This window comes from Vibrio sp. 2132-1 (assembly GCF_033344315.1).
Map to the genome: position 1 here is coordinate 209,665 of NZ_JAWPON010000001.1, position 19,698 is coordinate 229,362.

Sequence of the window (19,698 nt, forward strand, 5' to 3'; positions counted from 1 at the left end):
CATGGCTCAACTTAGCATGCGCCCATGTGGGGACTTTCGAACCACATACAAAAGCGATACGCCAATTTTTGAAACCAAAACCATCAGAAGCCTTGCGATTGCAGGTGTCATCGCCATGCTGGCAGCACCGCTGGTCTTGGATATTTACTTCCTAAACCTGTTTATTCAGATTGCATACCTCGGTATCGCGGCATTGGGCTTAAACATTTTGGTTGGTTTTACCGGACAAATCTCGCTAGGTCACGGTGCGTTCTTTGGCTTTGGCGCCTTTGCATCGGCTTGGCTAAATAACCAGTTTAACATTCCAGTCGTGTTTGCGATTCCGCTTGCGGGTTACTTAACCATGATTGTGGGGATGCTGTTTGGTCTGCCAGCGGCTCGAATTAAAGGTTTATATCTAGCTATCGCAACGTTGGCGGCGCAGTTTATTCTAGAGGACTTCTTTGCTCGCGCAGATTGGTTCAGTGGCGGCTCATACGGTGCAAGCGCGAACCCAATTAATTTGTTTGGCTTTGAGTTTACGACTGACGAAAGCTTCTTCTACATCGCTCTGTTTGCGCTGATCTTCATGTATATGTGGGCATCAAACTTAATCCGTTCTCGTGACGGTCGCGCGTTTGTCTCAGTACGAGATCACTATCTGTCAGCAGAGATCATGGGCATCAACCTAACCAAGTATCGTCTGCTCTCATTTGGAGTGTGTGCATTCTATGCGGGCATCGGGGGTGCACTCTACGGACATTATCTAGGGTTTGTATCAGCAGAAGGCTTCACCATCATGATGTCTATCCAGTTCTTGGCAATGATCATCATTGGTGGCTTGGGTTCAGTCAAAGGCACATTGATGGGGACGATATTTATCGTATTGCTGCCTGAAGTTTTGGAGTTTGGCGTAACGGGGCTTTCAGCGTTTGGTGATACCACCGCTTTCACTGATGGTCTGGCTTACTTCAAAGAAATGGCGATTGGTCTAGTCATCATGCTGTTCCTCATTTTCGAACCTCAAGGATTATCGCATCGCTGGCAACAGATTCGAGCATATTGGAAACACTATCCGTTCTCATATTAACGTGGAATTAAGTGGAATATACCTCAATAACAAGGACAACGAGTTATGAACAAAGGACATTTAGCGACAACGTTGGTGCTGTCATCTGCACTGTTTACTACCGCAACTTGGGCAAAAGATTCTGTGTTTGTCGGGCAATTAGTCGACTTTTCTGGACCAACTGCCTATGTGAGCAAGCCTTATGGTTCTGGCGTGCGAGACGCATTGCGTTGGATTAACCAAAACGGTGGCATTAACGGTACCGAGCTCGAATTTGAAACAGTAGACATGGCGTACAAAGTACCAGTGGCGATTTCTAACTATAAACGTTGGGTTGCGCGTAAAGACATGGTTGCGCTGCAAGGTTGGGGTACGGCGGATACCGAAGCGCTTATTTCGTTTGTTACCAAAGACAAAGTGCCGGTGTTCTCTGCTTCTTACTCTGGTCACTTAACTGACCCAACTGGCAAAAACCCAAAAACCGCGAAACCAGCGCCTTATAATTTCTTTTATGGTGCGTCGTACTCAGATGCGTGCCGTGCGCTAGTTAAGTGGGCGAAAGAAGATTGGGAATCTAAGGGCAATCAAGGTGCGCCGAAATTTACGCACATTGGCGATAACCATCCATTCCCGAATGCGCCAAAAGAAGCGTGTGCAGAGTACGCCAAAGAGCTTGGTTTTGATGTGCAAAACCCAGTCGTTGTGTCACTAAAACCAGGGGACTTCAAAGCGCAATGTTTGTCGCTGAAAGAGTCAGGCACCAACTACGGTTACATTGCCAATATCGGTAGCTCGGTTATCTCACTAGTGAAGTCTTGTAACACGGTTGGGACAGAGTTCCAGTACATGGCAAACATTTGGGGCGGCGACAAGCCAGTGCTTGAAGCAGCAGGCGATGGCCTTAAAGATTACGTTTTCCCAGGTATGACGGCGTTTTGGGGAGACGATAACGAAGGCATGAAACTGGTCCGTGAGATTTCTAAGCAGTCTGAATCAGAGCCGGGCGAATTCAGAACTCACCATTACATTCGCGGTATTTGTTCTGCGTTCTATATGAAAGAAGCAATGGAGTGGGCGAAAGACAACGGTGGTATCACAGGTGAAAACATCAAGAAGGGCATGTATGTCCATGACAACTGGGTACCACAAGGCTTAGAAGGTGTTTGTGTCCCTGCGAACTGGAAACCGGAAGATCACCGAGGCACAACAACCGTGAACGTCTTTATGGGCAACAACGATGGCGGCGCAGTTGATATCAAGAAAGTATCACAGGTGACATTGTCACGTCGTGACGATTGGCTAGGTTACTAATCTACGACTTATTAATAACAAAGCTTACTGAAAATAAGGATGGGTGAGAGAACACTCTCACCCTAGCAAGGAGTAGCTTGATGGCTGAATTAGCAACGAATATCGAACCGGCAGAAATACTGCTTTCAGTGAACAACATTGAAGTCGTCTACGACGAAGTAATACTAGTACTTTGCGGTGTGAGTTTAGAAGTTCCAAAAGGGCAGATTGTGACCTTACTGGGGGCCAACGGTGCGGGTAAATCCACAACGTTGAAAGCCATTTCTGGTTTATTGAAAACCGAAGATGGTGAAGTGACGCGCGGCGAAATCAACTTCATGGGCGAGCGTATAGACAACAAAAGCCCGGAAGAGATCGTCCGTTCGGGCATCTTCCAAGTTATGGAAGGGCGCCGAATTGTTGAAGATATGACGGTAATAGAAAATCTTCGCTTAGGCGCTTATACACGCACTGACAACGAAGTTGAACAAGACATCGAAATGGTGTTTGACTATTTCCCGCGACTCAAAGAGCGCACTGGCCTGGCGGGCTATTTGTCTGGCGGTGAGCAACAAATGTTAGCGATTGGCCGAGCGTTAATGGCTCGACCGAAGATGATTTTGTTGGACGAACCGTCTATGGGGCTTTCTCCACTGCTAGTTAAAGAAGTATTCAGCATTATTAACAAGATCAACAAAGAGCAAGGTATTACCATGCTTTTGGTTGAACAGAATGCCAACTTCGCTCTTCAAGCGGCCGATTACGGTTACATCATGGAATCAGGCAAAATCGTACTAGATGGCAGCAAGCACGAATTGCTAAACAATGAAGACGTAAAAGAATTCTACCTTGGCGGCGGCGATGAAGATCGCAAGAGCTTTAAGAATCTGAAATCTTACAAACGTCGTAAGCGTTGGTTGTAAGGAGCAAGGATGAACGAACTATTTGATGCGAAAGAATCGTTGTCTCTACAGGCGCGAGAAGAGTCGTTGTTTCAACGTCTGCCAACGTTGATTGAAAATTCGAAAGTCAATAGCGAACATTACGCGGCGCATTTTTCTGGGTTAGAGCCTACATTGGCAAACAATCGTGAAGGGCTTGCTCAGTTCCCGATTACACGTAAGTTCAATGTACCTAATCAGCAGCAACTTAAACCGCCGTTTGGTGGCTTAAATAGCGTTGCCATTGGTCAAATGGCGCGTGTTTTTCAGTCTCCTGGGCCTTTATATGAGGCTCAAACGGATGAGGCCGATTTCTGGCGTATGGGGCGCGCGTTTCACGCTGCTGGGTTCTGTGCGGGTGATTTAGTGCATAACACGCTCTCTTACCATTTCTCTCCTGGCGGATTTATTATGGATGGTGGCGCAAGGGCTTGTGGCTGTGCGGTATTTCCGGCTGGAGTAGGCAATACCGAAGCGCAAATAGAGGCAATTAAACAGCTTCAACCTAATGGTTACACTGGCACACCTTCTTATTTGCTGACGTTGCTACAAAAGTACCAAGAGAAATACAATGAGCTGCCTAGCTTTGAGAAAGCTCTGGTCTCTGGTGAAGCGGTTACAGCAGGCATGCAACAGATGTTTGAGGAAAAAGGCATTGCAGTCTTTCAAGCCTACGCAAGTGCAGAGCTTGGTTTGATTGCTTATCAAGTGTCTGGTGAACAAGGATTAGTGATTGCCGAAGATATTATTGTTGAAATCGTTGATCCTGATGGTGTTCCTGTACAACCGGGAGAAGTCGGTGAAGTCGTTGTAACGTCGTTCGATGAGAAGTTCCCGCTGATTCGCTACGCAACGGGAGATTTATCGGCATATCTAGAGACAAGTTCTGATTCTTCACGCACGAATGCACGAATTAAGGGCTGGATGGGACGAGCAGACTCCGCGGTGAAAGTAAAAGGGCTGTTTGTTTATCCGCATCAAATCCAAGAAGTCTGTCGTCGCCACGATATTAAAGGCTCCTTGAAAATTGAGCGCGATGGCTTCAACGATGCCATTACTTTCTGTTGTCATGATGTGCATGTATCAGCAGAGGACATTCAAGCAACACTCCAGTCTGTCACTAAACTGAAAGGCAATGTCCAGTTTGTACCGAACCAAGTGGAGCAGCCGTTAATCAATGATCTTCGCAGTTAACTCATTGGTGGCATAAGTGCAGTAGAAAGTGGTTGTCATAAAAAACTAACAACGTCAGACAAAAGGCTAGAAAAGGGATACCACATTGCGCTGCGTATCCCTTTATTTTTTACTACCGCAATCAGGGAGCGGGTAAATGAAACAGGCACCAATGATTAACACACAATTCTGGGATGATTTGTTTATCCGAGGCACTATGCCTTGGGATGCCCAATCGACACCTCAAGAACTCAAGGACTATCTCGACAATTCACTTCATGTAGGCCAGTCAGTGTTTATTCCTGGGTGTGGTGCCGCTTATGAACTGAGCACTTTTATTCAATATGGGCATGACGTGATCGCGATGGATTACAGCCAAGAAGCGGTAAAAATGGCGCAATCAACGTTAGGTAACTACAAAGATAAAGTCGTATTGGGTGATGTATTTAATGCCGATTTTTCTCACTCGTTTGATGTCATTTACGAGCGGGCCTTTCTCGCAGCACTACCAAGAGACATGTGGTCAGAATACTTTGCTATGGTGGATAAATTATTGCCAAGCGGAGGTTTTCTAATTGGTTTTTTCGTCATTGATGATAATTACCTATCACGCTTCCCTCCATTTTGTTTGAGAAGTGGGGAACTGGCATCTTTTCTAGAGCCCACGTTTGAACTTGTGGAATCCTCAGTGGTGGTAAACAGTGTTGAGGTTTTTAAAGGCAGAGAGCAATGGATGGTGTGGCAGAAACGTTAGTCGTCACTGAGACTTCTTTAGAAAGTATTCGCGGAAACTGTCTGGTTCTTTGTGAATCGCTGAAAAGTAAGTCACAAATGTATGATATTTGGTCGATGCCATGAGCCAGAGAGCGATAATAGGAAAAAGTACAAAACTAACAAAAAAAAGTTTATGTTCATCTTCAAGAAGGAATAGGCCAAGAGCGTAAACAAGGAACTGAAAGTAAATATTGATTAAGTTGATTTCTGCCGCTTTAGGTTTGCCTCTAACAATCATCATGCTTGGGATAACAAGCAGTAGAGTCATGACCCCAGCAAAAGAAAAGTTTAGAGCCAAGAAAGTATCAGTAGTTAAGTGCTCAGACGACTGGTCAATCAATATTGCCAGCAACGTTACTGCCATGCCGCCTCCCATCATAATCAAGGTAATGACTGCCACGCCAACAAGAAAAACCCAAATAGAAAGGTAATGGTTGTCAAAAAACTCTTCTGCCTTCAATCTTTTAAACCTCATCGATACATACTGTGAAATAACAGAGGTTACTTCACTCTATTCCTGTTGAGGGGATACTCACACAGAAAGAATACGTATGTAAAATATCAATAAGCGTTAGTTTTAAAGGCGGGAGTTACCCCCATAATAGGTCGAAAGGTATTTCAGAATGGCTTCGCGATTATCACCCGGCAGTTCATCCATCCCTTGCTCTTCAATCATCCAGTCTAAGGTTTCATCTCATCGTTGGCGGCTTAGTCATTGTTGTGTGACCATGTGTAACGAATGACAGGCTGAGCAGACTGCCGCGACGAGTTCCATATTCTCTCCTGGCGCTAATATCCCATCACCAGCTGATTTGACCTCCATTTCAGATGAAGCAGTATTCCAATCTGGTGGCGTGTAGGGTTTTGGGTTGCTAGCCATGCAATGATTGCGGCTCGCGCACCCGGGTCTTTTACGCCGGGAAAGACCATGTTTGTGCCCGGAGCAAACTCTGGTGGTGACGCCAAAAAAGCATCCAGTTTTTCTGCGTCCCATTGACCTTGATGCTGTTTGATGGCTTCGCTGTAATTGAAGCCTGTAAAGCCGGCAATATCACGCTCTGCTAAGCCCCAAAGAGGCAGCCCCACAAGCACTTCCTCCATTTTTCAAACTGGTGACAAGCTTTACACACCATCGCTTGCTGTTCGCCTGCGGCTATCAACTCGTCATTGTTTGCTAAGGCTGAGTAACTTAACAGCGCGAGAAAAGTAAACGAGAGCGGGAAAACCCGCTTATTTAAGGATGTTGCTTTCACTGTTATTCCCCCTTCATGTTTAACCCTTAACAATCAGCGCGATTCGGTGGAAGGTGTTGTTGAGGTAACCTTTCGGGTTCCATGTGATAGCAAAAGGTTGGCCCACCTCTTGGTCATCAGTCGCCTTTGCCCCAACTTCGTAGTAGCCCGCTTGGGGGAATGTCACTTTGGCGTTGAACGTCTGCCAAGCGCTGTCATTGGCTGGGGCTGCGAGTTCGGCATCCATACATGTTGCGCCAAAATCAATCCTTTCTCGCTGCACTACCGAGAGACCAGTGGCCAGATTACTTTGCTATGGTGGATAAATTGCTGACAAGAGACGGTTTGTTAATTGGTTGTTTCGTTATAGATGATGATTACCACTCTCGCTTCCCTCCATTTTGTTTGCGAAGTGGGGAGTTGGAGGGTTATCTAGAACCGACGTTTAAGCTTGTGGAATCCTCAGTGGTGGCAAACAGTGTTGAGGTTTTTAAAGGTAGGAGCGCTGGATGGTGTGGCAGAAAAGTTGCCGTATTTAAACGCTATGGCATCAAATAATGAATACAAAATCAGCGTCACATAATGCATCTTTTAAAGACAATTATTCTTGTGGTAACGATAAGTGTTGTGAATTGGCGAAGTTGCGAGAAATGTGGATCATGTCCTTTGAAAATATAAGGATATATAATATGGACAAATCATTTTCTCTCATCGATAAGCCTACCTTCTTAGGCTCACTCTTTCTTTTACTCAGCGTCGTTATACCCTTAATTTTATTTCCCACACAAGGTGCGGATTGGATAGCTTCGGCCAAATTTTTCATGACCGATAAGCTTGGTGTGTTATACCTCGCACTGGGTATCGCAGCAATGTGTTTTATGATTTACACCGTGTTCAGCGATCTTGGCCAAATCAAACTTGGTGAAGCCGACGAGCAACCAGAATTTGGTAACGCCTCATGGGCTGCAATGCTATTTTGTGGAGGTATTGGCGCAAGTATTCTGTATTGGGGGTGTATCGAGTGGGCATACTACTATCAATCACCACCATTTCAGTTGGAAGCAGGCAGTGAAGAAGCCATTCGCTGGGCCGCGACTTATGGTCTGTTTCACTGGGGACCGATTGCTTGGTCAATTTACCTTATTCCTGCTCTGCCTATCGCTTACTTCTTTTATGTACGCAAACAACCTGTTTTGAAAATCTCTAGTGCGTTAATGCCTGTATTAGGAGAAAAGCGTGCAAACGGTGGTATTGGCAAGTTTATTGATGTGTTGTTTATTTTTGGTATGTTGGGTGGCGCGGCGACTACGCTTGGCTTAGCAGCGCCTCTTATCAATGGTGGTCTACATCATATCTTCGGTCTTCCAAACAATACCTTCAGCCAAGTGGCTGTATTACTTCTCTGTACTGCTATTTTTGGTTACTCCGCGTATGCAGGGCTTGAGAAGGGGATCAAATTCCTTAGTAACATTAACTTCTGGGGTGCGATGGGCTTGTTACTCTTTATACTTGCCGTTGGGCCAACCGTGTTCATGTTAGAAACGGGCTTAGATTCAATTGGTCGTATGTTGTCTAACTTCTTTGTTATGGCTACCTGGGCGGAGCCGTTTGGTGGTTATGGTGAGTTTACAGATACACACTTCCCGCAAGACTGGACTATTTTCTACTGGGCATGGTGGTTGGTCTTTGCTCCTTGTATGGGATTGTTTGTTGCGCGTATCTCGCGTGGAAGAACGATCAAACAGATGGTCGTAGGTTCTATATTTTACGGTTCTTTAGGTTGTTTCTTATTCTTCATTGTTTTAGGTAACTATGGTTTATCGTTGCAATTGACGGGTGAGCTTGATGTCATTGCAATCCTCAACGAATCAGGCGCGCCAGCGGCTATTTTTGCAACGTTAGACACATTACCGTTAGGGCCAATCGTTATTGGTGTTTTTACACTATTGTGTATCATTTTTACGGCGACTTCGTTTGACTCTATCTCGTACATTCTTGCGTCTGTGGTTCAAAATGATGTGACGGAAGAACCGATGCGCTGGAACCGTTTGTTCTGGGCGTTTACTTTGTCTTTTCTGCCAACCGTCCTAATGTTCATGGGAGGTTTATCGACATTACAAACCGCTGCGATCGTGGGAGGTTTACCGTTGTTAGTTATCTCGGTGATGTTGATGGTGTCCTTTGTCCGCGCGGCGAGCCTAGATATTAAACATCAAGCAGAATACGAAGAGCCAACCATTAACATTGAAGAACTGCCGGAAATTGACCCTTGGTCAACAGAGGGAATGGCTTTGGCGAAATTTGAGCGCTTTAAAGACTTAGCTCAACAGGCGGCTGAAGAAGAGCGCGAAGCAATGGCGGCCCTGATGAGCATGCGTAAGAGAATTCGCGCATTTGCCTTAGAACACAGCTGTGAATCTGGGTTTTCGGACCATCATTTACCAGAAGAGATGCAAACAGAGCTACAGCAACTAACCGAAGCGCTTGAGTTGGCTCAAAAGAAGAAACAAGAACTGTCTGAGCAAGCCCAAGAATCTCGAATGGAATTTAATCATGTGTTATTAGGCGGCGCGTCGGCAGGTTTAGCAACATCGCAGGCTTAAGAACAGGCACACAAGAGCCGAGTACAAACTCGGCTCTTTTTTTGCGTGGATACCTTACAGTTAAAAATTCTGCTCAATCAGTGTTAATGCTTACACTATTTTAGGTTGACCATCTGATGCGGTGGCACCGCCGTCTACAGGTAGGTTTACGCCATTAATGAAAGATGCGTCATCACTTGCCAAGAAAGTCACGACAGACGCAATTTCTTCAGGTTCGGCTGCTCGGCCAAGCGCAATGCGCTCATTGAATTTATCGCGGATGTCCTGCGGCCAGCCGTTTGTCATGTTGGTTTTTACTAAACTTGGGCATACGGCGTTAATTCTTACCCCATCCGCACCATGGTCCAATGCCATCGCTCGGGTAAGGTTCACCACTGCGCCTTTACTCGCGCAATAGAATGCGGCACCCCAGTCACCACCCAAACCGGAAACGGACGCGGTATTTACCATACAACCTTTCGTTTTTAAGAGTTCAGGCAAAGCAAACTTCGCGCAATAAACAACACCATCAATGTTTACACCAGAGATCTTCTTCCAGTCTTCCAAACTACCTTCAATCACGGAACCTGGGACATGTACGCCAGCATTGTTTACTAAAATATCCAGTTTACCGAAACGGGTAACAACATCAGAAATCAGTGCTGCGACTTTGTCTGGATCAGAAACATCAATGGAATGTGCCGACACACGCTGTTTATCAAAGCCCTCAACGGCGTTTGCCAACTGCTCTTCATTCCAATCGGCAAGAGCGACGTTTGCGCCTTCTTCATACAAACGTTTTGCGATGGCCAAACCAATACCATTGGCAGAACCAGTGACGAGTGCGACTTTATTTTTTAATCCTCTCATGCGATTTCTCCTTCGAAACTTACAAAAACGGGATCTTGATTTTTCTCTGTGCGCGGCAACATCAGTTTGTCGTTGTCGCTGTAATCTACGGGGATAGCCACCACTGCTGGTCCTTCAACGTCCATGGCTTTATTCAATGTCGGTAGCAATTCGTGTTGACTAGTCACTGCGAAGCCTTTCGCGCCAAATGATTCGGCGTACGCCTTGAAATCAATTGGTCCAAATTTCACACCAGAGCAGCGCTGATATTTGTTGATCTCTTGCATTTCTACCATGTTGTAGGCGTTATCAACCCACACAATATGGACGATATTGCAGTTCAGTCTAACCGCGGTTTCTAACTCCATGCTCGATTGCATAAAACCGCCGTCTCCTGATATCGATACCACTTTGCTACCAGGTTTTAGTAGGCTGGCACCAATGGCCCATGGTAGTGCAACGCCCATCGTTTGTTGGCCGTTAGACACCAGCATTTGGCGAGCTCGAAAACAGCTTAAGTAACGAGCGATCCAGATGTGGAAGCTCCCCATATCAAGGCATAGCGTGGTATCTGGTGTGATGATAGATTGCATGGCTTTAATCAGTGCCAGTGGATGAAATCCTTGCTTGTGATAGACATTGGGATAGGTTTTGATCACTTGCCGTTGCAGTGCTACCTCTTCCAGTACTGAAAGTGCTGTTGGGGAAAGACGAGCATATTCAGAGATATAGCTGCCCATCTTGTCTAATGACTGCGCAATGTTTCCGACGATTTCAACACAAGGCTGATAATTAAGTTGGTATTCTGCCGGTTCAATATCGAGGTGAATCACTGGGTTGCGGTGGCTGTTCCAAAGCTCAGGGTCATACTCTATTGGGCTAAAGCCGATGGTGAGAATTAAATCGGCGTCCCGCAGTAAAACATCGCCAGGTTGGTTATTAAACAAACCGACACGCCCAGCAAAGTGATGATAGTAATTGATGTCTACCGTGCCGGCGGCCTGGTAAGTGCCGACAACGGGTAGCTGCGTATTTTGAAGAAACCGAGCGATAGCAGTAGCGTTTTGACTGCGGCTCGCGTGAAGGCCAAGTAAAACCACACAGCGCTTTGCTTTACTGATTCGACTGACCGCTTCTTCGATTGCTGCGATGTCTGCGCAACCAGGCTGTGTGTAAGGCGAGGGGACAATAATGTCCGTTTGGGTTTGCTCGGATAAAACATCTTGGGGGAGACTCAAAAAGCAAGCCCCAGGACGACCTGACTCTGCGATACGAAATGCGTTCGCCATGATCTCGCTTGCGGCGTCCACATGCTGCACTTCAGCACTGAACTTAGTTATAGAGCGAAAAATACTGACGGTATCCATGCTCTGGTGTGTTTGTTTTTGCTGGTCAGTTCGTTTCACCGCACCACCGATAGCAATCAGCGGATCGCCTTCGGAGTTTGCTGTTGCAACCCCCGTAACTAGATTTCCACAGCCAGGGCCTGACGTAACCATTGTGACGCCTGCTTTGCTGGTTAGTCTTCCCATAACGCCCGCCATAAACGCGCCGTTAGCCTCGTGACGTACCGGAATCATTTGGATGTTAGTGTCTTCAATCGCATCGAACAGTCGATCTATTTTTGCACCAGGAATACCGAAAATGTACTTAATGCCGAGAGACTCTAGCTGTTGAGCGATCAACTGAGCTCCATTTTTATTTGAAGGTTTGGATTGCATTTGTTGTCCTTATTATTTGCCTGACTTTGTTACTTTTCCGCCTTTTCTATGGCGGTATTTATATCTTCCGGAGCCAAATTGGCGTTGAGGAAGTCTGTCGATACTGGGGTATCAATCACTAGCCGTGAGACTTTGCCAATCTGGAGGAACCCTGACGAAATGCTGTAATCCTGGATATGACCACCTCCTTGGCGGTCATCGGTAATAAAGTGTTCGTGATAGCCGGGCACATTAATGCCAGTCGTGTATTTAGGACTGCGAAAGCCGGCGACCACGCCTTGCTTATGCGTGAAGCGGAATGTTGGTTGTTCTTTGACCACTTCAAGCATTGGCCGATAAGGGCGTGTTTGTTTAGGTACGGTACGAGTGCGAACTGAATCGAAAACGCCATCAATGCGCACTGCGCAAAATAGGTTATCGCTTGGAACCATGTCGTCTATGAGGTTATGGACTTCATGACGTGACATGCGCGATGTCAGTGGCAGCTCGATATCAGGTTTAAAAAAAGTCATGACAGCAAAGGGCGTTTTTTGCGCCAGGTCTGCCGGGTTTGCGGAGCCATCCGACTTGAGTTGAAAAACTTCCTTATCAAAAGCAATCAACTCACCATCCAATTCATTGAACGTACCTAAACCAAAATCCCCATGTTTCAGCAGTTCTTCTATGGTTGTTGAACCTTCGTAAACTCCAGCGATCAAAGCACTCATTAACGAAGTCTGATAAATCTCACCATCTCCGGTAACGTGATGGTATTCAGAAAATTCTTTCGCTACTTCAAGCGAACAAGCACATAGAGGGTTATAAAATCCACGCATGAGTAAGACCAGTTATGCAATGAAGAGTATATTTAGATTGACTTCTACACGGTGCTAAATCCAATATAAAAAAGATTTATTTTGATATGGAAAATATATGGAATTTCGCTACCTGAAGTATTTTGTCTCGGTCGCCGAGACTCGTCACTTTACCCGAGCAGCTGAACAGTTAGGGATTGCGCAACCTCCTTTGAGTCAACAAATCAAAAAGCTAGAGCACGAGCTTGGCGTGGACTTATTTAAGCGCTTGTCTAGAGGAGTAGAGCTGACCCGTGCAGGGCAAGTCTTTTATACGGATGCGGTAAATATTCTTGCTGATGTGGAACGCGCTAAAGCAAAAGCTCGTCAGATTGCTCGTGGTGAAAATACGCAGGTTAAAATTGGGTTCGCGACGTCAACATCAACCTGCATTAAGGTATTGGAGAAGATTGGGCGTATTCAAGAGAATGGGGTTCATTTACAGACGGCGGAACTATCAATGCCAGAGCTTGCCACTCAGTTAAAAAGCAAACAACTTGATCTCGCAATCATGCGGCTACCCTGTTACGCCAGTGAGCCTTTTGAGCACAAGGTGTTGTTTAACGACCCGTTTGTCGCAGTGATTCCGGCGGGCCACGAACTGGCAAAATATCCCTGTATCCAGATGAAACAGTTGAGAGGCCATAAAATTTTACTGTTTCCACGAGAGACTGGACCCGCATTGTTTGATGGCATGAGCACACTTTTTGCCGACGCAGGAGTAAGGCTCGAACCACAGTTCGCAGCACCGCAACTTCGTACGACGATTGCCATGGCGCAGGCCGGGTTAGGTATTGCTCTCGTTCCGCGCTCACTGGCTGAACATCTCGATGATTCCGCGACAGTCGCTGAGATTGATAATATCCCTCTCATTAGTCGTGTTGTTGTTGCTTGGGAGGCATCTAATCTCAATAAACAAGCGCTAAAAGTAGCCATGCACATCGGTCATGTTGAGGCTTAAAGATGAGTCATCGAATTGGCTCTGATAGCCACAGGCAAATGTGATACTCTCACTCGTTATATGCAAAGCTATGCTTTGGTTGAATAGACAAATCTTACTCAACGAATAGAACTTACTGAGGATGTACCAATGATATACGCTGCGGTCTTTGATATGGACGGGTTGCTGATTGATTCAGAACCTTTGTGGAAGGAAGCGGAAAAGCAGGTGTTTTCATCAGTTGGTGTCCAAGTGACCGAAGTGCTGTCAAAGCAGACTGCAACTATGACGACAGGTGAAGTAACAAGGTTTTGGTATGAACGTAATCCTTGGCAAGAAAAGAGCCTAGAGGAAGTAGAGAATGCTGTTGTGGATAAAGTGGAGGCATTAATAATTGAAAAAGGATGCGAATTAGAGGGTGTTACAGAAACACTCAAATTGCTTAAGGAAAAAGGGTTTAAGATAGGGTTGTCTACTAATTCACCTTATCAACTCATTCCCATCATTTTGAACAAACTCGGTATTGCCAGTTACTTTGACGCGATATCATCGTCAGACGATGTAGAGCAGGGTAAGCCAGAGCCAGATGTCTACCTTTCAACAATCAATAAACTAGGTGTAGATTCAAGTAACTGTATTGCCTTTGAAGACTCTTATTCGGGTATGCTTGCGGCAACACGAGCAAACATAAAAACAGTCGTGATACCTCAACCTGATAAGTTCTACCAAGAGTTTAATGAAGCCAGTCTAAAGCTGCAAAAGCTATCAGAGTTTAATGAAAGCCATTTGGCGAGTTTAATGGACTTGAATTTGAAAGCAACACTTGCACCAACACCGCATGAAAGTTTTTTAGAAGAAGGACTTGATTGTGAATAGCCGATCGCTGAAAAAATACCTACTGCCAATGTTCTTATTGGTTTTACCTATAGAATCATTCGCAAAAGATACGACTATGTTGGACGAGCTCAATAATCGATTTGTTACATTTGAAAGGCGATTTGATGATTGTATCAACTCTGCTTCTCAAAGTGATATGAGTGAAAACATTGCCAGTCAGATTCAAGCGCTTAATATTGATTTTGAAATTTCGGTTGGCTATTTATACAAACAATCACTTTATTTATGCTCTGATGATGAATTCAGTGATTTAGCAAGAATTATCATGATAATTGAAACCTCCGATAATGATGGATTGCAATTATCAAAGGCAAAAGCTAGTCAAATTAGAAAGCTACTTTTTAGCAAAGTGGATTTACGTTTAGAGTCGAAGTTTCAAAGTTTACCGCAAGATAAAAAGGAAGCATTACTGAGCATTGCGAAAAAGCTTGAACCTTTTGATCTCGTAAGCATGCATGAACGACTTCAGGCAATGTAGACTTATGAAAGAATGTTTTGAGTAGATTCTTAACGCTTGGCTTTTTCATTAAGATTGAGTATTAGGTTCAACGCCTCTAGCTCTTACACAAGATCTAGAGGCATCCATTTTTTATTGACTTAAAAATGCCGCGCTAAGATTTTAACCCTGCAGCGGTCATCATGACGCGAAATAACATAGACACTAACCCTAATGCAGCGACGCTAACGACCCAAATTCCAACCATCCACGCCCATTGGCGGCACCAATTTTTGACTTTCATACTCACTCCTTATCAACTCGTTAATGGTACGCTTCGTCTTCTTTCACTTTTCCAGAGAAGACGTAATAACTCCAAAAGGTGTAAGCCAGAATGATCGGGATGATGATCACCGCTCCAACGAGCATAAAGCGCTGACTGCTTGCAGGAGCCGCTGCTTCCCATATTGATATGCTAGGAGGAATGATATTTGGCCAGATACTGATACCAAGCCCTGCGAACCCGAGAATCACGATCACTAGCGCCATCACGAAAGGGCTGCGCTCTTTACGCTTTTTAACGGAGTCAGCAATCTTCAAACATACCAGTCCAGTAATGACTGGTACGGGCAGTAAGTAGAACAAATTCGGCAGAGAAAACCATCTTTCCGCAATGGTAGGGTAAGCAAGTGGAGTCCAAGCGCTCACAATGACTAATGCGGAGATCATCGCCAGTAGTGTTTTATTAGTGAAGCGGTACATCGTGTTTTGCAGTGCACCTTCCGTCTTCATGATGAGCCATGTGCTACCGAGCAGCGCGTACGTTGCGACTAAACCCAAACCGCAAAAGATGGGAAAAGGGGTAAGCCAGTCTAGTTGGCTACCTACGAAGACGCGGTTTTCCACCGCAAAGCCTTGAATTACCGCGCCAACAACGATGCCTTGGAAAAACGTGGTTAAAATCGAGCCGACCATAAAAGAACGGTCCCAGAACTTTAAGTGGTTTTCCAATGCTTTAAAGCGAAACTCAAACGCGACGCCACGAAAGATCAAAGCAATCAACATCAACGTCAAAGGGATGGTTAGCGCTTCAATAATTACCGCGTAAGCCATGGGAAAAGCGCCAAATAGAGATGCACCTCCAAGCACAATCCAAGTTTCGTTTCCGTCCCAAACCGGCGCGACACTGTTGACCATGACGTCTTTTTGTTTTTCATCCTTGATGAAGGGCATCAGTATTCCAATACCCAAATCGAAGCCGTCCATGATGATGTACATCAAAGTGGCAAAAACGATGATCGCGAACCAAATCACGGATAAATCAAAATGCATATTCTCTACCTTAACTTTGTGACAAATTCTAGATGCGGCCTGAAACGGTCGTCATGTCGTGCTCATCGTGCTCGATTGCATCGGGGCCTTTCTTGATTTGGTGGATCATGTAGTAATACCCAAAACCAAACACCAAGCTGTACACAACAAGGAAACACAGCAGGCTGATGCTCATTTGTAGGTCTCCGTGTGCAGAAACCGCATCACGCGTTTTTTGTACGCCATACACGACCCAAGGTTGTCGACCAACCTCTGTCGTAAACCAGCCAGCGAGTATTGCGATAAGACCAGATGGCCCCATAAACAATGAAAATTTGAGGAACCAACGCGAGGTATAAAGCGTGTTCTTTTTTCGTAACCACATGCTGTAGAAGCTTTGAAAAATCATCAGAAGTCCTAGCCCGACCATGATTCGAAATGACCAAAAGACGATAGGTGAGTTCGGTCGTTCCTCTTTCGGAAAGTCTTTCAGCGCCGGGATTGGCTCAGTTAAACTGTGGCGTAGGATCAAACTTCCTAGAACAGGAATTTCTAAGGCATAGTCTGTGCGTTCTTGTTCCATGTTTGGCATGCCGAACAAAATCAATGGGGTTGGTTTGCCATCACTGTTATCCCAATGTCCTTCGATGGCAGCGATTTTGGCGGGCTGGTGTTCCAGAGTGTTTAGCCCATGCACATCGCCAATCACGGCTTGGAGTGGCGCAAGGAACACTAAGATCCCTAGCGACATCGAAAACATGGTTTTTACCGCAGTCGATTGATTGCCTCTCAATAAATGCCAAGCGGCTGACGCGCCTACAAAGAGTGCTGAACTGACGAAAGCCGCGACGCTCATGTGCGCCAAACGATAAGGAAATGAAGGATTGAAAACGATAGCAAACCAGTCGGTTGGCACCACACGTCCGTCGACAATTTCATAGCCTTGTGGCGTTTGCATCCAACTGTTGGAGGCGAGAATCCAGAACGTCGAAATGATCGTTCCTAACGCCACCATCGAGGTTGCAAAAAAGTGCAGCTTTTCGCCGACGCGACGCCACCCAAACAGCATTACGCCAAGAAATCCGGCTTCGAGAAAGAAAGCCGTTAACACTTCATAAGTCAGTAATGGGCCTGTGATAGAACCAGCGAAGTCGGAGAAACCACTCCAATTGGTGCCGAATTGATAGGCCATGACAAGACCAGATACAACACCCATTCCAAAGTTAACCGCAAAAATTTTCGACCAGAAGTAATAGAGCTTTTGGTAATCGGGATTACGTGTTTTTAGCCATAAACCTTCCAACACGGCGAGATAGGTGGCCAAACCTATGGTGATAGCGGGGAAAATAATATGAAAGGATACGGTAAAGGCGAACTGTATCCGTGCAAGCATAAATGCGTCGAGGCCAAACATTAAACTTCCTTTGATCTTTTAAGTTTTATGAGAGAGCTATTTTAAAAGGAGTGAAATGAGGGAAGTAGGTACAGACAGTGACTATAAACCTATAACAGATTAAATATTGAAGTGTTATTATTTTGCATTCGGCTTTATGAAAGGGGATTTGCGTTTGGCGAAGTATCAAGAGTTAGTGGAACAGCTTAAAAGGCAGATAAAATCGGGGATATGGCATCCGGGTGACAAGCTGCCTTCTCTGCGTCGCCAATCTGAACACTCGGGTTTGAGCTTGATGACGGTGTTGCACGCGTATCAAATTCTGGAATCTCAAGGCTGGGTAACATCACAGCCGCGATCTGGTTATCGAGTCGCGCCCAATATTAAGAGTTCAAATGAACCCCAAGCGCCAGCCGCGGTTTCGTGGACAGAGCAGGTAGACATCAATGAGTTTATCTTTGATGTTCTGCAGGCGAGTAAAAATCCATCCATGATCAATTTTGGCTTTGCCTATCCAGACCCAAGTTTGTACCCAAGATATCACGTGAATCGGGCGATGAGCGCAGCCGCTCGCAATATGCCGATTTCCACCACCTTTGATAACTTACCGCCGGGAAACGAACAATTACGCACCATCATCGCGAAGCGTTATGCTGCGAAAGGCATTGAAATTTCACCCGATGAAATTGTCATTACGGCAGGCGCGCTGGAGGCGTTAACGCTCAGTTTGCAAGCTTGTACAAGACCGGGAGATTGGGTGGTTGTGGAGTCGCCTGCATTCTATGGCGCTTTGCAATCCTTAGAGCGGTTAGGTTTGAAAGCGCTCTCAGTAAGAACAGACCCAGTCACGGGCATTGACCTAGACTCATTGGAGAGAGCGCTGCAAACGCATGATGTGAAAGCGTGCTGGCTTATGTCGAACTTCCAGAATCCTCTGGGTTTTACGCTCTCCAACGAGAAAAAACAAAAGCTGATTGAACTGACACAGCGATATAACGTGCCAGTAATTGAAGATGATGTGTACAGCGAACTGCATGCCGAGAATGACTCGGTTTACCCACTAAGGATGTTTGATGACACGGGCAATACCATGTTGTGCTCCTCGTTTTCAAAATCATTAATCGCAGGGCTACGTATTGGTTGGGTTGCGGCAGGAAAGCGGGCGCTAGAGGTACAAAAGTTACAGTTAATGAGTACATTAGCGACGAGTGCACCAGTGCAAATGACATTGGTGCACTATTTAACAAGCCGCAATTATGAATCGCATTTGAAGCAGTTACGGAAAAAGCTGTTTGAACGTAAAAGTAAGATGACGGATCTGCTTAGTGAGCTGTTACCTGAAGCAGTCAACGTGTTAAGCCAAAGCGGCGGGTACTTTATTTGGCTAGAGCTTCCTAAGCATATTGATGCCTTGCCGATATATCGAGAAGCACTAAAAGGTAATATCAGCATCGCACCGGGAAAGATGTTCAGCCTGACAGAACAATACGATCACTGTATTCGTCTTAACGCTTCTTTTGAGCTCAATGACAAATACGTTCATGCTCTCAATCTGCTTGCCAATATTATTCGCGATCATTTGGCGAAATAGCCACTTTCTTCAGTTTTTGGGTTTAATGGAGCGCGCCGGATTTCCAACGACTCGATCGCCCGGCGCAACGTCTTTGGTTACGACAGAGCCAGCGCCAACGACGGCCTGATCGCCAATGGTCACGCCTGGCAGTATGATAGCGCCCCCACCAATCCAAACGTTATTGCCGATTTTTACCGGTTTGGCGATCTCGTCTCCGGATAAGCGTCTTTGTGTATCGAGTGAATGAGCGGCTGTGTAAATTTGCACTCTAGGCCCAATCATGACGTTCGCGCCAACCTCAACCTGCCCATTGTCCAGAATAATGGCATCCCAGTTGATGTAGGTGTTTTCTCCGATGGACAGGTGACAACCGTAGGTAAGTTGAAGCGGTGGCTCTATACAGGCGCTGTTTTCTAATTGGACGCCCATTTCTGCCAATAGTTGTCTACGTATATCTGGGTTTGGCTCGTGGTTAAATTGGAAGACAAGCTGCGCGGTTTTGGCGCGCATTAGCTTTAGTTCTTCATCCAGACAATTATAGGTTTCTCCAGAGCGCATCCGAGTCAGTTCTGACATAACAATCATTCCATCAATGTTATTTGCAACAAGGTGCACAATAATAAGTGAGAGTGACTCGAAGTGAAAATTTGATGCTTAAAAATCAGAAAGTTATCACTGATTTGCCTTGCGTATTCAGTCGGTTGA

Annotated in this window: 19 protein-coding genes and 2 pseudogenes; 11 read left to right on the plus strand and 10 right to left on the minus strand. The window is 45.6% G+C overall.

Annotated elements, in window-relative coordinates:
* The first annotated feature begins 1 nt into the window (after nt 1).
* The 5 genes from R8N47_RS00830 to R8N47_RS00850 all read left to right on the plus strand — a co-directional run bounded on the left by R8N47_RS00830 (nt 2) and on the right by R8N47_RS00850 (nt 5,206).
* Nucleotides 2-1,069 (plus strand): branched-chain amino acid ABC transporter permease, encoded by a 1,068-nt coding sequence (locus R8N47_RS00830; RefSeq protein WP_005382737.1) that lies wholly within the window; start codon nt 2-4, stop codon nt 1,067-1,069.
* Nucleotides 1,070-1,114: 45 nt separating this feature from the next.
* A complete protein-coding gene (locus R8N47_RS00835; RefSeq protein WP_005373285.1) occupies nt 1,115-2,359 on the plus strand; it encodes an ABC transporter substrate-binding protein in 1,245 nt (414 codons plus the stop codon).
* 80 nt (nt 2,360-2,439) lie between these two features.
* Nucleotides 2,440-3,261, plus strand: coding sequence for an ABC transporter ATP-binding protein (locus R8N47_RS00840; RefSeq protein ID WP_064354687.1), 822 nt, complete (start codon nt 2,440-2,442; stop codon nt 3,259-3,261).
* Between the two features lie 9 nt (nt 3,262-3,270).
* Nucleotides 3,271-4,473: a phenylacetate--CoA ligase family protein gene (locus tag R8N47_RS00845; protein ID WP_017820353.1), complete on the plus strand. Its 1,203-nt coding sequence runs from the start codon at nt 3,271-3,273 to the stop codon at nt 4,471-4,473.
* 136 nt (nt 4,474-4,609) lie between these two features.
* A complete protein-coding gene (locus R8N47_RS00850; RefSeq protein WP_064354688.1) occupies nt 4,610-5,206 on the plus strand; it encodes a methyltransferase domain-containing protein in 597 nt (198 codons plus the stop codon).
* Between the two features lie 3 nt (nt 5,207-5,209).
* On the opposite strand, the gene R8N47_RS00855 is transcribed toward R8N47_RS00850, so the two are convergent.
* From R8N47_RS00855 to R8N47_RS00865, 3 genes and pseudogenes are all read right to left on the minus strand, one after another.
* Nucleotides 5,210-5,701: a hypothetical protein gene (locus R8N47_RS00855; RefSeq protein WP_064354689.1), complete on the minus strand. Its 492-nt coding sequence runs from the start codon at nt 5,699-5,701 to the stop codon at nt 5,210-5,212.
* A 102-nt stretch (nt 5,702-5,803) separates the two neighbouring features.
* Nucleotides 5,804-6,422: pseudogene (locus tag R8N47_RS00860) on the minus strand (c-type cytochrome).
* A 76-nt stretch (nt 6,423-6,498) separates the two neighbouring features.
* Nucleotides 6,499-6,723, minus strand: a pseudogene (locus R8N47_RS00865) (molybdopterin containing oxidoreductase); the annotation flags it as partial.
* On the opposite strand from R8N47_RS00865, the gene R8N47_RS00870 reads away from it, so the two are divergent.
* Nucleotides 6,708-7,016, plus strand: a complete 309-nt coding sequence (locus R8N47_RS00870; RefSeq protein WP_226083206.1) for a TPMT family class I SAM-dependent methyltransferase — start codon at nt 6,708-6,710, stop codon at nt 7,014-7,016. The pseudogene R8N47_RS00865 and the gene R8N47_RS00870 overlap by 16 nt on opposite strands.
* Before the next feature lie 131 nt (nt 7,017-7,147).
* Nucleotides 7,148-9,061, plus strand: coding sequence for a BCCT family transporter (locus R8N47_RS00875; RefSeq protein ID WP_064354691.1), 1,914 nt, complete (start codon nt 7,148-7,150; stop codon nt 9,059-9,061).
* A gap of 90 nt (nt 9,062-9,151) precedes the next feature.
* Here the strand turns inward: R8N47_RS00875 and R8N47_RS00880 are convergent, their stop codons facing one another.
* The 3 genes from R8N47_RS00880 to budA are packed head-to-tail and all read right to left on the minus strand — an operon-like array spanning nt 9,152 to nt 12,425.
* Nucleotides 9,152-9,910, minus strand: coding sequence for an SDR family NAD(P)-dependent oxidoreductase (locus tag R8N47_RS00880; RefSeq protein ID WP_064354692.1), 759 nt, complete (start codon nt 9,908-9,910; stop codon nt 9,152-9,154).
* On the minus strand, nt 9,907-11,610 hold the full coding sequence (gene alsS, locus R8N47_RS00885; protein WP_213913553.1) for an acetolactate synthase AlsS: 1,704 nt from the start codon (nt 11,608-11,610) through the stop codon (nt 9,907-9,909). The genes R8N47_RS00880 and alsS overlap by 4 nt, the downstream gene beginning before the upstream one ends.
* Nucleotides 11,611-11,639: 29 nt before the next feature.
* On the minus strand, nt 11,640-12,425 hold the full coding sequence (gene budA, locus R8N47_RS00890) for an acetolactate decarboxylase (RefSeq protein ID WP_005382707.1): 786 nt from the start codon (nt 12,423-12,425) through the stop codon (nt 11,640-11,642).
* A 97-nt stretch (nt 12,426-12,522) separates the two neighbouring features.
* Between budA and R8N47_RS00895 the strand changes: the two genes are divergently transcribed.
* The 3 genes from R8N47_RS00895 to R8N47_RS00905 all read left to right on the plus strand — a co-directional run bounded on the left by R8N47_RS00895 (nt 12,523) and on the right by R8N47_RS00905 (nt 14,758).
* A complete protein-coding gene (locus tag R8N47_RS00895; protein WP_064354694.1) occupies nt 12,523-13,404 on the plus strand; it encodes a LysR family transcriptional regulator in 882 nt (293 codons plus the stop codon).
* A 129-nt stretch (nt 13,405-13,533) separates the two neighbouring features.
* A complete protein-coding gene (gene hxpB / locus R8N47_RS00900; protein WP_054574664.1) occupies nt 13,534-14,259 on the plus strand; it encodes a hexitol phosphatase HxpB in 726 nt (241 codons plus the stop codon).
* Nucleotides 14,252-14,758 carry a hypothetical protein gene (locus R8N47_RS00905; protein WP_064354695.1) on the plus strand — a complete coding sequence of 169 codons (507 nt, stop codon included), beginning with the start codon at nt 14,252-14,254 and terminating at the stop codon, nt 14,756-14,758. The genes hxpB and R8N47_RS00905 overlap by 8 nt, the downstream gene beginning before the upstream one ends.
* Before the next feature lie 133 nt (nt 14,759-14,891).
* Here the strand turns inward: R8N47_RS00905 and R8N47_RS00910 are convergent, their stop codons facing one another.
* The 3 genes from R8N47_RS00910 to R8N47_RS00920 are packed head-to-tail and all read right to left on the minus strand — an operon-like array spanning nt 14,892 to nt 17,441.
* Entirely contained in the window at nt 14,892-15,020 is a 129-nt protein-coding gene (locus tag R8N47_RS00910) for a DUF2474 domain-containing protein (protein WP_017447407.1), read from the minus strand.
* Between the two features lie 20 nt (nt 15,021-15,040).
* Nucleotides 15,041-16,048 (minus strand): cytochrome d ubiquinol oxidase subunit II, encoded by a 1,008-nt coding sequence (cydB, locus tag R8N47_RS00915; protein ID WP_064354696.1) that lies wholly within the window; start codon nt 16,046-16,048, stop codon nt 15,041-15,043.
* Nucleotides 16,049-16,076: 28 nt separating this feature from the next.
* On the minus strand, nt 16,077-17,441 hold the full coding sequence (locus R8N47_RS00920) for a cytochrome ubiquinol oxidase subunit I (RefSeq protein ID WP_064354697.1): 1,365 nt from the start codon (nt 17,439-17,441) through the stop codon (nt 16,077-16,079).
* A 136-nt stretch (nt 17,442-17,577) separates the two neighbouring features.
* Here R8N47_RS00920 and R8N47_RS00925 point away from each other — a divergent pair, with 136 nt between their 5' ends.
* Complete coding sequence (locus R8N47_RS00925) at nt 17,578-19,011, plus strand: PLP-dependent aminotransferase family protein (protein WP_081248209.1); 1,434 nt, start codon at nt 17,578-17,580, stop codon at nt 19,009-19,011.
* A 9-nt stretch (nt 19,012-19,020) separates the two neighbouring features.
* Here R8N47_RS00925 and R8N47_RS00930 read toward each other — a convergent pair whose 3' ends face one another.
* Nucleotides 19,021-19,569: a sugar O-acetyltransferase gene (locus R8N47_RS00930; RefSeq protein ID WP_031780775.1), complete on the minus strand. Its 549-nt coding sequence runs from the start codon at nt 19,567-19,569 to the stop codon at nt 19,021-19,023.
* Nucleotides 19,570-19,698 lie beyond the last annotated feature (129 nt).

Excerpts from the sequence above, each read along its gene's own strand:
- R8N47_RS00930 (WP_031780775.1), bottom strand. The coding sequence starts at position 19,569 with ATGTCAGAACTGACTCGGATGCGCTCTGGAGAAACCTATAATTGTCTG.
- R8N47_RS00880 (WP_064354692.1), bottom strand. The coding sequence starts at position 9,910 with ATGAGAGGATTAAAAAATAAAGTCGCACTCGTCACTGGTTCTGCCAAT.
- cydB (WP_064354696.1), bottom strand. The coding sequence starts at position 16,048 with ATGCATTTTGATTTATCCGTGATTTGGTTCGCGATCATCGTTTTTGCC.
- R8N47_RS00870 (WP_226083206.1), top strand. The coding sequence starts at position 6,708 with ATGTTGCGCCAAAATCAATCCTTTCTCGCTGCACTACCGAGAGACCAG.
- R8N47_RS00920 (WP_064354697.1), bottom strand. The coding sequence starts at position 17,441 with ATGTTTGGCCTCGACGCATTTATGCTTGCACGGATACAGTTCGCCTTT.
- R8N47_RS00895 (WP_064354694.1), top strand. The coding sequence starts at position 12,523 with ATGGAATTTCGCTACCTGAAGTATTTTGTCTCGGTCGCCGAGACTCGT.
- R8N47_RS00875 (WP_064354691.1), top strand. The coding sequence starts at position 7,148 with ATGGACAAATCATTTTCTCTCATCGATAAGCCTACCTTCTTAGGCTCA.
- R8N47_RS00925 (WP_081248209.1), top strand. The coding sequence starts at position 17,578 with ATGAAAGGGGATTTGCGTTTGGCGAAGTATCAAGAGTTAGTGGAACAG.
- R8N47_RS00830 (WP_005382737.1), top strand. The coding sequence starts at position 2 with ATGGCTCAACTTAGCATGCGCCCATGTGGGGACTTTCGAACCACATAC.
- R8N47_RS00855 (WP_064354689.1), bottom strand. The coding sequence starts at position 5,701 with ATGAGGTTTAAAAGATTGAAGGCAGAAGAGTTTTTTGACAACCATTAC.
- R8N47_RS00850 (WP_064354688.1), top strand. The coding sequence starts at position 4,610 with ATGAAACAGGCACCAATGATTAACACACAATTCTGGGATGATTTGTTT.
- alsS (WP_213913553.1), bottom strand. The coding sequence starts at position 11,610 with ATGCAATCCAAACCTTCAAATAAAAATGGAGCTCAGTTGATCGCTCAA.
- hxpB (WP_054574664.1), top strand. The coding sequence starts at position 13,534 with ATGATATACGCTGCGGTCTTTGATATGGACGGGTTGCTGATTGATTCA.
- budA (WP_005382707.1), bottom strand. The coding sequence starts at position 12,425 with ATGCGTGGATTTTATAACCCTCTATGTGCTTGTTCGCTTGAAGTAGCG.
- R8N47_RS00835 (WP_005373285.1), top strand. The coding sequence starts at position 1,115 with ATGAACAAAGGACATTTAGCGACAACGTTGGTGCTGTCATCTGCACTG.
- R8N47_RS00845 (WP_017820353.1), top strand. The coding sequence starts at position 3,271 with ATGAACGAACTATTTGATGCGAAAGAATCGTTGTCTCTACAGGCGCGA.
- R8N47_RS00840 (WP_064354687.1), top strand. The coding sequence starts at position 2,440 with ATGGCTGAATTAGCAACGAATATCGAACCGGCAGAAATACTGCTTTCA.
- R8N47_RS00910 (WP_017447407.1), bottom strand. The coding sequence starts at position 15,020 with ATGAAAGTCAAAAATTGGTGCCGCCAATGGGCGTGGATGGTTGGAATT.